The organism is Photobacterium piscicola (assembly GCF_900166965.1).
Classification (GTDB): domain Bacteria; phylum Pseudomonadota; class Gammaproteobacteria; order Enterobacterales; family Vibrionaceae; genus Photobacterium; species Photobacterium piscicola.
This window is the reverse complement of record NZ_FUZI01000005.1, coordinates 182,023-195,350: the sequence shown is the minus strand read 5'-3', so window position 1 is coordinate 195,350 and position 13,328 is coordinate 182,023. Positions and strand designations below refer to the sequence as shown.

Here is a 13,328-nt window from a genome sequence, read left to right as displayed (position 1 = left end):
TATGACAATGGCAGAGAATCAATACTACGGCACTGGTCGCCGTAAAAGCTCAGCAGCTCGCGTTTTCATCAAACCGGGTACTGGCAACATCGTAATCAACAAGCGTAGCATCGAAGAGTACTTCAGCCGCCCAACAGCGCGCATGGTAGTTCTTCAGCCTCTTGAGCTTGTAGGTATGACTGAGAATTTTGACCTATACATCACTGTTAAAGGTGGTGGTATCACTGGTCAATCTGGTGCTATCCGTCACGGTATCACTCGTGCTCTTATGGAATACGATGAAACTCTACGTCCTGCTCTACGTGCAGCTGGCTACGTTACTCGCGACGCTCGTTGCGTTGAACGTAAGAAAGTTGGTCTACGTAAAGCACGTCGTCGTCCACAGTTCTCTAAGCGTTAATATTACGCTTCCAGATTTTATATCTGGTTTACTGTGTACAGAAAAGCTCAGCCCTCGGGTTGGGCTTTTTTTTTGATTATTTTCTATGAAAGTATTGTTTCTTATCTTCAATAGAATATTCTCGCACCTCGCACCTCGCACCTCGCACCTCGCACCTCGCACCTCGCACCTCGCACCTCGCACCTCGCACCTCGCACCTCGCACCTCGCACCTCGCACCTCGCACCTCGCACCTGCTGTTTTCCTATAAACACCCATGCATAATAACGAAAAACACCCTATATCCAACATTTGTTGCTAAACAAGGGCTTGAACTTGTGAATATGTTGACCTTTACTTATTCTTTAGATGTTGGTGATAATTTAAAATTGTAGCAAAATTGTTACTGTATTCTTTTTAGTTAGGCCTCAAGTTAAATATCAGGGATATAAAAAAAGAACCAATAAAAAATCCAAGCAGGAGCTATTGGAGAAAATGGATGAGCAATGTGCGAATAAATAATGGAAGACGTCGCTTTTTAACGGCGACAACATCGGTTGTTGGCGGTATTGGTGCGGTTGCAATTGCAATCCCATTTATTAAATCATGGAACCCCAGTGAAAAAGCGAAAGCGGCTGGTGCTCCAGTTAAAGTCAACATTAGTAAATTAGTTGATGGACAAATGATTCGTGTTGAATGGCGAGGAAAGCCTGTGTGGATTGTGCGCCGCAGTCAGGCCGTCTTACAACAGTTAACCACCCATGATAATCAACTTCGAGATCCCGATTCAGATGAACCACAGCAACCGAATTATGCCCAAAATGCTTACCGTTCATTAAAGCCTGAAATATTTTTAGCTGTCGGTATCTGTACTCATCTTGGGTGTTCGCCAACGTATTTACCCAATAGCTTTAGTGATCAAGTCAGTGGTATTGCCGCTGGCTTTTTTTGTCCATGTCATGGTTCAACCTTTGATATGGCAGGGCGAGTATTTGCAGGCGTTCCAGCTCCACTTAATTTGGTGGTGCCGCCACATCAATTTTTAAACGATGACACCATTTTGATTGGGCTTGATAAGGAGACTGCATAATGGCGGGCTTAGTTGATTGGATCGATAAACGATTACCTGTAACCAATGCATACCGTAAGCATTTGTCTCAATATCCAATGCCAAAGAACTTTAACTTTTGGTATGTGTTTGGTTCTTTAGCGATGCTAGTACTGGTGAATCAGATTATTACGGGAATTTGGCTAACCATGAATTACGTACCGTCAGCCGATGGTGCATTTGCCTCCATTGAGTACATCATGCGTGACGTTGAGTATGGGTGGCTATTACGCTATATGCATTCGACCGGCGCATCCGCATTTTTTGTGGTGATCTATTTACATATGTTCCGTGGCCTAATTTATGGATCTTATCAAAAACCACGCGAGCTATTATGGTTGTTTGGAATGTTGATCTTTTTAGTGCTAATGGCTGAAGCTTTTATGGGGTATTTGCTACCGTGGGGGCAGATGTCTTATTGGGGGGCACAGGTTATCATTTCCTTGTTTGGTGCGATCCCTGTGATCGGCGATGATCTCACCTTATGGATTCGTGGTGATTATGTTATTTCTGGCGCAACCCTTAACCGTTTCTTTGCATTGCATGTTATTGCATTACCGTTAGTGTTGTTATTGCTGGTGGTATTACATGTGCTGGCGTTGCATGAGGTAGGCTCAAATAATCCTGATGGCATTGATACTAAGTTACCTAAAGGTAGCCAAGGCGATGATTATCAGACCCAGTTTACGTTTCATGAAGACTATACTAAAAAATACGACATTATTGATTCGATCCCCTTTCATCCGTATGGGACGGTAAAAGATTTGATTGGCGTCGCTATATTTGCACTGTTCTTTAGTTATGTGATCTTTTTTGCACCTGAAATGGGCGGCTATTTTTTAGAAGCGCCAAATTTTGAAGCGGCTAACCCGATGAAAACGCCTGAGCATATTGCTCCTGTTTGGTACTTCACTCCGTTTTATGCCATTTTACGCGCTGTGCCTGATAAGCTACTTGGGGTTGCAGCGATGGGGGCTGCGATCATCTTTCTGTTCTTGTTACCATGGTTTGATCGTTGTCGAGTGCGCTCGTTCCGTTATCGCAGTAAATGGCATTTGATTAATTTGGCTCAGTTTACGGTGAGTTTTATTGCGTTGGGCATTTTAGGGGCGTTGCCTGTTACTCCATTATTTACAGTATTAGCGCAGATGTTTAGTTTTACCTATTTTATGTTTTTTATTGTGTTGTTTTTCTACAGTAAAAATGAAGCGACTCAACCGCTACCGAAGAGGGTGAACTTCAAATGAAACAATGGATTGTAGCATTACTGCTGTGGCTGCCGACCAGTGCTATTGCTGGTGGTGGAAGCGCCAATTTACAAGCTGCAAATAATGATTTAACCGATCAAACGTCTTTACAACGTGGTGCGCAATTGTTTATCAATTATTGTGCAGGTTGTCATTCGACTCAATATCAACGTTATGAAAGGGTTGCTACAGATTTAGGGATCCCTTTGGATCTTATGCAGCAAAATTTAATGTTTAACCCGAATGCAAAAATTGGCGATTTAATGACAAATGCAATGTCAAAACAATACGCTGCAGCTTCTTTTGGTGCGCCTACACCTGATTTGACTATGGTGGCAAGGGTGCGAGGAACTGATTGGTTATATACTTATTTACATTCATTTTATGCTGATCCTGAGCGTCCGTTTGGAGTGAATAATAGCCTTTTTCCTAGTGTTGGAATGCCCCATGTATTAGAAGAATTACAAGGGGTACCGCGTAGAATCTATGAAACTCAAATGATCGATGGCAGTCCAACTCAAGTTTTGATGGGCATTGAAACCGATGGCAGTGGCCGCTTAAATTCACAACAATACGATACTGCGGTACGTGATTTGGTGAATTTTTTAGATTATTCCGCTGAGCCAATGAAGTTGGAACGACAGCGATTAGGGCTGTGGGTGATGGGATTTATTGTTATATTCTTAGTATTAACTGTGTTGTTGAAGAAAGAATATTGGCGTGATGTCCACTGATAAGGTAATCTAGTGGGTTAAGAATCTCGCAATGGGGGCTCAAGCCTCCATTGCTTTTTGTGTATTAAATATACTGGAGGGGTTGATGGCTGTTGCTGCCAATAAACGCTCTGTGATGACTCTGTATTCTGATGCTTCAGACATCTACAGCCATCAGGTGCGTATCGTACTAGCTGAAAAAGGCGTTAGTGTTGAAATTGAGCTGGTTGATCCAATGAGCCTGCCGGAAGATCTGTTAGAACTGAACCCATACAGTTCAGTTCCAACATTGGTTGATCGCGAATTAGCGCTATACCAAGCTAACATTATCATGGAGTACTTGGATGAGCGTTTCCCTCACCCACCTCTAATGCCTGTTTATCCTGTTGCCCGTGGTAATAGTCGTTTAATGATGTACCGTGTTGAACGTAACTGGTACTCACTAGCGAATAAGATTAACTCAGGTACTGCTGATGAAGCCGATAAAGCACGTAAGCAATTACGTGAAGAGTTATTAGCGTTAGCACCTGTATTTGCTGAATACCCATTCTTTATGAGTGATGAATTTAGCTTAGTTGATTGCTACCTTGCTCCACTACTATGGCGTTTACCTGAAATGGGTATTGAGCTAAGTGGTACTGGTGCTAAAGAAGTGAAAGCATACATGACGCGCGTATTTGAACGTGATTCATTCCTTGCTTCTTTAACTGAAGCTGAACGTGAAATGCGTTTAGCTGGCCAGTAATTATGGATATCGAAAATATGACGCCGCGCCGCCCTTATTTGTTGCGCGCGTTTTATGATTGGTTGGTTGATAATGACCTAACGCCACATTTAGTCGTTGATGCGACTTTACCTGGGGTTAAGGTGCCAATGGAGTTTGTGAGTGATGGTCAAATCATCCTTAACATCGCTCCAATGGCGGTGGGCAACTTAGAACTGAGCAATGAAGCGGTAAGCTTTAGTGCGCGTTTCAGTGGTCGTCCACACTCAGTTATCGTACCTATGTATGCTGTGTTGGCTATTTATGCGCGTGAAAACGGTGCAGGAACTATGTTCGAGCCAGAAGCAGCATATGATACTGATACTGCTATCTATGATGATGAGCAAGCGTTAGAAGACGAGAGCAGTGATGATGTTGTTGCTCCTTCAGTGTCACCATTTGCAGTCGTTACTGAAGCGGCTGAAGGTGATGAACCTGATGATGAGCCACCACGTCCACGTGGTCGTCCAAGCTTACGTGTTGTCAAATAATATTGGCAATCAGCTACAACAAAAAACGCAGCCAGTGGCTGCGTTTTTTTTCGCTTGATAATCAACAAGGGGATTAGTGCGTTAACGGTTTTTCAAACAGGGTAATAACATGTTCAACCCCTGAGACATTACGCGCAACATTGGTTGCTATTGTGGCTTGTTCTGGAGCGACATAACCTAATAAAAATACCCGTTTATTTTCCGTGATCACCTTGATAACTACATTGGTTAGTTGCTTACTGGCAATCAGTTGCGACTTTACTTTAGTGGTTAGCCAAGCATCTTCACTGATGTTTGCCATTGTTAACAAGGGACGTACTTGGATTTGATCATAAACACGATCAACATCAGGAATATGGCGTACTTGATTGATAAAGGCTTGTTTAAGCGGCTGTGATGTCGCTTGACCAACCACCAATACCGTGCCATTTAAGGCTACGCTATCTATGCTCAATTGCTTGGTGTATTCACGAGTATGAGCAATACCAGCAATATCCATGTCTATTTTTTGATCTTGCCAATGTTGAGTGTTATTTCGCGGATCATTGGTTGAAAAAACCGAACATCCTGATAGCGATAGACTAGATATAACGAGTAACGTCAATAACCACTTCATTGATTAGCCTTCGTTATGTGGAAATAAAACTTGATCAATCAAATCGCATAAACAATGAATCGTTAATAAGTGACCTTCTTGAATCCGCACCGTGCGTTGGGATGGAATACGAATTTCAACATCTTGCACGCCTAATAATCCCGCCATTTCACCGCCATCTTTACCAGTTAAGGCGATGATGTTCATATCTCGTGCGAGTGCCGCTTCCATGGCTTTGATGATATTTTTACTGTTACCACTGGTTGATAGCACTAATAAAATATCTCCCGCTTGGCCTAACGCACGAACTTGTTTTGAAAAAACTTCATCGTGGTGATAATCGTTAGCAATGGCCGTTAAAACGGTAGTATCTGCGGTTAATGCAAGGGCAGGCAGGCTTGGACGTTCAATTTCAAAACGGTTGATTAAGCATGATGCGAGTTGTTGAGCATTGGCTGCAGAGCCACCATTACCACAACTTAAAATCTTATTGCCATTTAATAAGCTTTGAACCATCACTTGAGCGGCTTTTGAAATCGCATCAGGTAAAGCTTCCGCTGCTGCAATTTGGGTTTGAATACTTTCGGTAAAACTTTCTCGAATGCTATCTAGCATGACTAACCTTCAACTAATATATTAGTAAACCACTCAATATGGTGGTGGTGACCTTGGATGGCAATGACATCAAAACGAAATTGACAATGCTCAATTGAGAAGCCATTTTTGTGCATCCAAAAAAAAGCCGCTCGTTTGAGCTTTTGTTGTTTATGCCAATTAACCGCTTCAACTGCAGAACCATAATGAGATTGCGTTCGGTATTTTACTTCAATAAACACCAAACACTTACCTTGTTGCATGATTAAATCAATCTCACCGCTACGACAGCTAAAATTTCGAGCGATAGGGGTCAGATGATGGCGGCACAAATATTGTTCCGCCATCAGTTCATAGGCTTGGCCAATCTGACGCTTACTGGGCAGACGTATCACCACTGATCAGGTCTATGCTATCTGGCATATCAGAGATAGTGGTTGCTGGCATTTGAGTGGTTGATAGTGGAGTAATGCCTTCACTACTGAATTTACCCCAATCAATTTGTCGTTGCACAACACATTGGTTATTTACCGCCAGTTGCCCTGTTTCACCTTGAATACTGTGATGGTGATTAGCACGCATCTCAGGTAATTGCTTGGCGATTGCGTAAGCATCCATACCAAAGGCATGTAAACGGATACTGGTGTTACCTTGATTTGGCCACAATTGATTAAAGCGTTCCATATAAGCTGAATGTGGATTGATCAGTAATGGAATGTCGCTAATTTCAATACCGCGTAATTCACGGTTAGTGTTATGGCTGTCTGGGTTACTGCGTGAGCTCGCATAGATCTGTGCTGGATCACCCGTTGGCGGCATAGCAGCTTCAATGAACGGTTTTAGCATCATCAATTCATTGCGGCTTGCGACCATATAGATTGCATCAGCATGACTGCCTGCACCACGACCAAAAGCACTTCTTATTTGTTGTGGTATTTGCGCCTGATTACCAAAGCTAACCGTTAACGCTGGTTGACCATCAAGCTGAGCCCATTGTTGGCTAAATGCTTGTGCAACGCGTTGACCATAGCTATTGGAAGGTACTAATACAGTAGGGTTACGGTGACCTTGAGCATAAATACGTTCAGCCGCTTGTTGGGCTTCTTGTTCTGGCGATAGCGCAAAATAACAAGCATTAGGCTTATTATTACTGATTTGTGGTGGCATGTTTAATGCTAGCATGTTGATGTGGCTAGTATTATCTTGCTGGAATGCAGTAATAACATTTTTGCGTAATGGCCCTACAACAAACTGAGTACCGTTTTGTTGTAGTTGTGCCATGATAGTAGGTATTGATTGAGCTTCAGTATCATAAATATTGAGCTCATTATTCGTATCACGACTTTTATCATCCATCATAGCATTGATAAAACCATCGCGAACCGCTTTACCTTGTGCGGCAAAACGGCCTGAAAGTGGCAATAACAAAGCAATATTATCCAGCTTAACGGCTTTCATTTCGATTAACGCTTTTAAATCGGCCGGTAAATATTGGTTTGCTGGATGGCTAGGATGACGATATAACCATTGTTCGATGGCTTGTTTCAGTTGCATTGGTGGCAACGTCGCACTGTTTTTCAACATCGCGAGTTCAACCCAACCTTTGAGCACACTGTCGTTATCCGTTAGCTTAACACTGCCTAATTGAGCATTGGTATAACCTGATAGGTCATGCCAAACTTGCTGCCAGTTAGCGGCTTTTTGTGAGTGATCTAAATAGAAATCAAGTTTTGTACGCTCGCGTGCGGCTTGGAACTGATGATTCAATTGTTCCAATAAGTTAGCGCGTAGCATGTAATAACGTTGATACTGGCTCTTGGTTAGTGACCACGATGGCTGAAAGTTTAAACTGTTCAGTGCCGCTTGTGGTTGCCCTTGGTGCTCACGTACCATTGCACGCGCGAGTTGCCATTCCGCAATTTGAGTTGGGCTCATAGATTGCTGTGATAATTTAGCAATCCATTGATCGGCTTGTTGCCATTTATTTTCGAGGATCATTGCTTTAACGGCCATGATCTCCCAGTTAGTACGCTCTGCGCCATCACTGGTATTGGCTTTACTTAAATAGGCGGCTGAGCTTTGAGCGGCTACCGCAGTGATATCCGTTAATGGCACCTGATTATTGTACAGGTTTGGCGTGCTACACCCTGCTAAAGCAACAGCAAGGGCTACAGGCGCCATCAGTCGTGATACACTTTTACGCTTATGGGTAAAATTGGGCATTGAATTTATTCAACTGTGACAAATTACTCTTGATATTAATTGCAGATGAGATCTTAGACAAATGAGTGAGAGCAATTCAGGCATGGTAGATGTCGCAACTTTGTACATCGTACCAACACCTATCGGTAATCTTGCTGATATAACGCAGCGCGCATTAGACGTATTAGCAAACGTAGATTTAATTGCTGCTGAAGATACACGTCATACATCGCGATTGTTGTCCCATTTCTCTATCTCGACCCGCACCTTTGCGCTTCACGATCATAATGAACAGCAAAAAGCTGACTTTTTGATTGAGAAACTTCAGGCAGGTACTAGCATTGCGCTTGTGTCCGATGCTGGTACGCCGCTGATCAGTGATCCAGGGTATCATCTTGTTAATCGCTGTCGTCATGCGGGTGTTAAAGTTGTGCCATTACCTGGTCCATGTGCTGTAATTACAGCCTTGAGTGGTTCTGGTTTACCTTCTGACCGTTTTAGCTTTGAAGGTTTTCTTCCTCCGAAAAGTAAAGGTCGCCGCGATTGTTTTCAAGCATTAGCTGATGATGCGCGAACATTGATCTTTTATGAATCGCCACATCGTATTAATGATTCCCTAAGTGATATGTTAGCCGTGCTTGGCCCTGATCGCCAAGTAGTATTAGCGCGTGAGTTAACAAAAACTTATGAAACTATCCATGGCGCGCCTCTTGGCGAGTTGATCGATTGGATTGCAGAAGACAGTAATCGTGTTCGTGGTGAGATGGTGGTCTTAGTTGCAGGGCATCGCGCTCAGAAAGACGAATTATCAGTTGAGGTTTTACGTACACTGACCTTGCTTGCAAAAGAGTTGCCTCTTAAAAAAGCAGCAGCTTTGGCGGCTGAAATTCATGGCGGGAAGAAAAATGCATTGTATAAGTGGGGCCTTGAAAATTTAGAATAAGCGGATATTTGCAGGCGGCAGTTTACTTACTGTGTGATATAGCGTGGTTTTTATCTACGAATTAAAAATCAGCCGTTGGTTTTTTGTTCAAGCTGTAATTTTGGTGATTTTTTCACTGGTAACTGTGAGCGTTGTCTTATACAATTCGCCGCGGAGTTGGTCAGGTAATCGCTGCTTCGTTGGTAACCTTCGGGAAATCAATGGAGGGGAGGAAAGTCCGGGCTCCACAGGGCAGGGTGCCAGATAACGTCTGGGGGGCGCAAGCCCACGACAAGTGCAGCAGAGAGCAAACCGCCGATGGCCCATTGCTTGCAATGGTGCACAGGTAAGGGTGAAAGGGTGCGGTAAGAGCGCACCGCGCGGCTAGTAATAGTTTGTGGCAGGGTAAACTCCACCCGGAGCAAGACCAAATAGGTCCCTAATGGCGCGGCCCGCGTTGGGGACGGGTAGGTTGCTTGAGTCTGTGAGCGATTGCAGACCTAGACGAATGATTGCCGCCGCGAAAGCGGAACAAAACCCGGCTTATCGACCGACTCCCTACATTTAGAGAAGGTGGTGTTTGATTACAAGCACCACCTTTTTTTCGTTTTTTTTCCGCCAAAATTACATTTCGCAATCAGGTTTACTCGACCACTGTTAGAAGTGTGTCTGAATTACTGCCAATTGCTTGACATCGTTTTTGTCTCATACGTACACTTTGTGTGGGAATTTGTGGGGAAAAGTGGTGTTGTCTTATTATCTTTGTTGTTATTCTGCTAAAGTGAGTGATTAACGTACTCTTTTTATCGTGTAATTTAACCGAGATCCCCAAATGTTAAGAGGTGCCACTAACATTGTTATTGATGACAAAGGTCGCTGGGCAATGCCGAAGCGTTACCGGGCTGCATTAATTGAACAATGTCAGGGACACTTTGTTTGTACTATCGATCACCAGTTTTGTTGCTTGTTGCTATATCCCATCGATGAATGGGAACGAATTGAAGCTAAATTAGTACGTCTATCTAGCCTTCACCCCGCAGAGCGCCGCTTACAACGATTGTTGCTTGGCCATGCTAGCGAATGTGAACTGGATGCGCAGGGAAGGATATTAATTCCACCGACGTTAAGACAATATGCTCAGTTAGCGAATAAAATAGTGGTCGTTGGCCAGTTAAATAAATTTGAAATCTGGTCTGCGCCTTTATGGCAACAGCAAATTGAACATGATATCGACCTTCAGGCTGAGGATGCGCCGGAATGTTCCCCGCGCCTTAGTGAGCTTTCACTTTAGCTGAAATTATATTTATGTCTGAGCAATTTGAGCACGTTTCCGTTTTACTTAATGAATCAGTAGACGGGTTAGCGATTAAACCCGACGGTATCTATATCGATGGTACTTTCGGTCGCGGCGGTCATAGCCGTTTAATTCTTTCAAAACTAGGTGAGAACGGTCGCCTGTACGGTATTGATCGCGATCCTCAAGCGATTGCAGAAGCGCAAAAAATTGATGATCCACGTTTTGAAATTATCCATGGTCCATTTTCGGGTATGGAAAAATACATGCAAGAACGTGATCTGATTGGTCGTGTTGACGGTGTATTACTTGATTTAGGTGTTTCGTCACCGCAACTTGATGATGCTGAACGTGGTTTTAGCTTCATGCGTGACGGCCCACTGGATATGCGTATGGATCCAACATCAGGTATGTCTGCGGCTGAATGGCTAGCAGAAGCGGATGCTGATGATATTGCATGGGTATTAAAAGAGTTTGGTGAAGAACGTTTCGCTAAACGTATTGCCCGCGGTATTGTTGATTATCGTGAAAACCCAGATAAAGAGCCGTTAACACGTACGCGTGAATTAGCGAGTCTGATTGCTGAAGTATCACCATTTAGAGACAAACATAAGCATCCTGCAACCCGCAGTTTCCAAGCGATTCGAATTTACATTAACAGTGAATTAGAAGAAATTGACACCGCTTTACATGGTGCAATGCATACTCTTGCATCGGGTGGTCGTTTATCCGTGATCAGTTTCCATTCATTGGAAGATCGCATGGTAAAACGCTTTATTCGTAAGCAAAGCAAAGGTCCAGATGTTCCTGCTGGCTTACCATTAACCGAAGATCAAATTAAAGCACTGGGTTGTGCGGATATGAAACCTATCGGTAAAGCGATTAAACCATCACAAAATGAACTTGGTTATAACACGCGCGCTCGTAGTTCAGTGCTACGTTTGGCCGAGCGTCTATGAAAACAACAGAATCTTCAATGAATCTGGCTAGCCTGATCGGACGAGACCTCGTCACGGTCGGGTTGGTACCGCTGATTCTAGCCTTCACTATCCTCATTTCTGCCTTGTCTGTTGTCTACATTACTCATGAGTCACGTCAATTAATTGCGCAGCAAGAAAAGCTATTAATGCAACGTGAAACCTATGATGTTGAATGGCGAAATCAAATACTTGAAGAAAACTCACTTGCAGAACACAGTCGCATTGAACGATTAGCTGAAACTGAGCTCAAAATGCAACGTCCATCTGTCGATAATGAAATTGTTATACATTAAAAGATGAAATTATTTAACCGTTCAAATAAAAAGACGCAGGTTAGTCCTAAGAGTACGCCATTTCTAAAATGGCGCTTTATCGTCGTCTGTGGCTTTATTCTATTAGGTTTCTTTGGCTTAATTGCACGTGCTGCTTACATTCAGGTATTAGAACCTGGCCGTCTGATTCAAGAGGGTGATGCACGTTCATTACGAGTACAATTAATGCCTTCTGCACGCGGTATTATTTCAGATCGTAACGGTGAGCAACTTGCCGTTAGTGTGCCCGTACAAGCCGTCTTTGCCAATCCCGTCGAAATATTCAAACATGGTGGTTTAAGTGAAACCAACCGTTGGAACGCGCTGGCCGATGTACTTGACCTTGACCGCGCAAAATTATTACGCCGCTTAGAAAAAAATAAGACCCGTCGTTTTATCTATCTTGCTCGTCAAGTTAGCCCGCCGATGGCAAATTACGTTAAAAAACTGAAATTGCCGGGTATTGGTCTAAAAGCAGAATCACGTCGTTTTTACCCATCAGGTGAAGTGAGTGCACAATTAATTGGTTTTACAGGTATTGATGGTCATGGACTTGATGGTATTGAAAAAACCTATGATGGTTGGCTAACGGGTGAACCGGGTCGCCGTACTGTGCGTAAAGATCGCTATGGCCGTGTTGTCGAAAATATCTCCCAACAAAGTCGTCAACCGGGTAAACCGCTTGAGTTAAGTATTGATCAGCGTATTCAAGCGATCGCTTACCGTGCTGCAAAAGAAGGGGTAATGGATATTCCAGCCACTTCAGTCAGTATTGCGATTTCAGATGTGCGTACTGGTGAGATTCTAGCGATGGTCAATGCGCCGTCATTTAACCCTAATGATCGCAATGATCGTCAGCCGTATAAAATGCGTAACCGTGTGATCACTGATACTTTTGAGCCCGGCTCAACGGTGAAGCCATTTGTGGTATATACCGCCCTTAAAAATGGGGTTGTGAACGAACATACGCTAATTAAGATTCCGCAAAGTAAGCATTTCCGTGTTGGCAGCAAGGTGATCACTGACGTATCACGCATTGAACCACTAGCGACCGTCCAGCGTATTTTACAAAAATCGAGTAATATCGGTGTGAGTAAACTCTCGCTAGCGATGCCTGTCGAAGATATTCTTGATACGTACCGTAAAGTTGGTTTTGATGAGCCGTCAGGGATTAACTTGATTGGTGAAACAACGGGCCACTTCCCGAATCGTTATCGTTGGTCTGACATTGGTCGTGCCACTTTAGCGTATGGTTACGGTATTTCATTAACACCAATTCAATTACTGCATGCTTACACCACGCTAGGTGCTTATGGTATTAAACGCCCGTTATCGATTCTAAAAACAGAAAAAGTGGTGCCGGGAGAGCAAGTGCTTGATCCTAAAATCGCTAAGAAAATTCTGTTAATGATTGAATCTGTGACTGATAAAGCGGGTGGTGGTGGTGGTTGGCGAGCGGCCATTCCTGGTTACCGTGTTGGTGTTAAAACCGGTACTGCGAAAAAAGCGATTGCTGGTGGCTATGGTAATGATTACTTCTCTTATACCGTTGGCGTGGCACCTATTAGTCATCCACGGTTAGCGATTGTAGTGATGGTTAATGAACCTAAAGGCGATAAATTCTATGGCGGTGCGGTTGCTGCGCCAATTTTATCAAAAGTACTTGGTGGTGCATTACAAATTCTAAACGTGCCGCCAGATGCGGATACGCTAAAAATAGATAAATGAGT

At 43.5% G+C, this 13,328-nt stretch carries 15 protein-coding genes and 1 other RNA gene; 12 read left to right on the top strand and 4 right to left on the bottom strand.

Translation table 11 applies throughout. The annotated features are described in order from the left end of the window. Positions 1–7: 7 nt before the first annotated feature. From rpsI to sspB, 6 genes are all read left to right on the top strand, one after another. A complete protein-coding gene (gene rpsI / locus CZ809_RS14725) occupies positions 8–400 on the top strand; it encodes a 30S ribosomal protein S9 (protein WP_036793177.1) in 393 nt (130 codons plus the stop codon). A 477-nt stretch (positions 401–877) separates the two neighbouring features. Beyond that, entirely contained in the window at positions 878–1,468 is a 591-nt protein-coding gene (gene petA, locus CZ809_RS14715; protein ID WP_080158331.1) for a ubiquinol-cytochrome c reductase iron-sulfur subunit, read from the top strand. Continuing rightward, positions 1,468–2,733, top strand: a complete 1,266-nt coding sequence (locus CZ809_RS14710) for a cytochrome b (RefSeq protein ID WP_080158330.1) — start codon at positions 1,468–1,470, stop codon at positions 2,731–2,733. The genes petA and CZ809_RS14710 overlap by 1 nt, the downstream gene beginning before the upstream one ends. Further along, positions 2,730–3,467 (top strand): cytochrome c1, encoded by a 738-nt coding sequence (locus CZ809_RS14705; RefSeq protein WP_080158329.1) that lies wholly within the window; start codon positions 2,730–2,732, stop codon positions 3,465–3,467. The genes CZ809_RS14710 and CZ809_RS14705 overlap by 4 nt, the downstream gene beginning before the upstream one ends. 85 nt (positions 3,468–3,552) lie before the next feature. Further along, positions 3,553–4,191 (top strand): stringent starvation protein SspA, encoded by a 639-nt coding sequence (sspA, locus tag CZ809_RS14700; protein WP_080158328.1) that lies wholly within the window; start codon positions 3,553–3,555, stop codon positions 4,189–4,191. A 2-nt stretch (positions 4,192–4,193) separates the two neighbouring features. Next, the gene (sspB, locus tag CZ809_RS14695; RefSeq protein WP_080158327.1) at positions 4,194–4,700 is read left to right on the top strand and encodes a ClpXP protease specificity-enhancing factor; all 507 of its coding nucleotides are present in this window, start codon (positions 4,194–4,196) and stop codon (positions 4,698–4,700) included. 73 nt (positions 4,701–4,773) lie between these two features. Here sspB and CZ809_RS14690 read toward each other — a convergent pair whose 3' ends face one another. From CZ809_RS14690 to CZ809_RS14675, 4 genes are read right to left on the bottom strand one after another with little or no spacing between them, the layout of a single operon-like run. Then, positions 4,774–5,316, bottom strand: a complete 543-nt coding sequence (locus tag CZ809_RS14690) for a BON domain-containing protein (protein WP_080158326.1) — start codon at positions 5,314–5,316, stop codon at positions 4,774–4,776. Positions 5,317–5,319: 3 nt separating this feature from the next. After that, a complete protein-coding gene (locus tag CZ809_RS14685) occupies positions 5,320–5,910 on the bottom strand; it encodes a phosphoheptose isomerase (RefSeq protein WP_080158325.1) in 591 nt (196 codons plus the stop codon). A 2-nt stretch (positions 5,911–5,912) separates the two neighbouring features. Beyond that, positions 5,913–6,287 (bottom strand): YraN family protein, encoded by a 375-nt coding sequence (locus tag CZ809_RS14680; protein WP_107276453.1) that lies wholly within the window; start codon positions 6,285–6,287, stop codon positions 5,913–5,915. Beyond that, positions 6,265–8,112, bottom strand: coding sequence for a penicillin-binding protein activator (locus tag CZ809_RS14675; protein WP_080158324.1), 1,848 nt, complete (start codon positions 8,110–8,112; stop codon positions 6,265–6,267). The genes CZ809_RS14680 and CZ809_RS14675 overlap by 23 nt, the downstream gene beginning before the upstream one ends. Positions 8,113–8,173: 61 nt before the next feature. On the opposite strand from CZ809_RS14675, the gene rsmI reads away from it, so the two are divergent. From rsmI to CZ809_RS14645, 6 genes are all read left to right on the top strand, one after another. Further along, a complete protein-coding gene (gene rsmI / locus CZ809_RS14670) occupies positions 8,174–9,034 on the top strand; it encodes a 16S rRNA (cytidine(1402)-2'-O)-methyltransferase (protein ID WP_080158323.1) in 861 nt (286 codons plus the stop codon). A 152-nt stretch (positions 9,035–9,186) separates the two neighbouring features. Continuing rightward, positions 9,187–9,575: RNase P RNA component class A (gene rnpB, locus CZ809_RS14665), an RNA gene on the top strand. 270 nt (positions 9,576–9,845) lie between these two features. After that, the gene (mraZ, locus tag CZ809_RS14660) at positions 9,846–10,304 is read left to right on the top strand and encodes a division/cell wall cluster transcriptional repressor MraZ (RefSeq protein WP_080158322.1); all 459 of its coding nucleotides are present in this window, start codon (positions 9,846–9,848) and stop codon (positions 10,302–10,304) included. A 14-nt stretch (positions 10,305–10,318) separates the two neighbouring features. Beyond that, positions 10,319–11,266 (top strand): 16S rRNA (cytosine(1402)-N(4))-methyltransferase RsmH, encoded by a 948-nt coding sequence (gene rsmH / locus CZ809_RS14655; protein ID WP_080158321.1) that lies wholly within the window; start codon positions 10,319–10,321, stop codon positions 11,264–11,266. After that, a complete protein-coding gene (gene ftsL, locus CZ809_RS14650; RefSeq protein WP_080158320.1) occupies positions 11,263–11,580 on the top strand; it encodes a cell division protein FtsL in 318 nt (105 codons plus the stop codon). Before rsmH ends, ftsL begins: the two co-directional genes overlap by 4 nt. A gap of 3 nt (positions 11,581–11,583) precedes the next feature. Then, a complete protein-coding gene (locus CZ809_RS14645) occupies positions 11,584–13,326 on the top strand; it encodes a penicillin-binding transpeptidase domain-containing protein (RefSeq protein ID WP_080158319.1) in 1,743 nt (580 codons plus the stop codon). Positions 13,327–13,328: the final 2 nt, after the last annotated feature.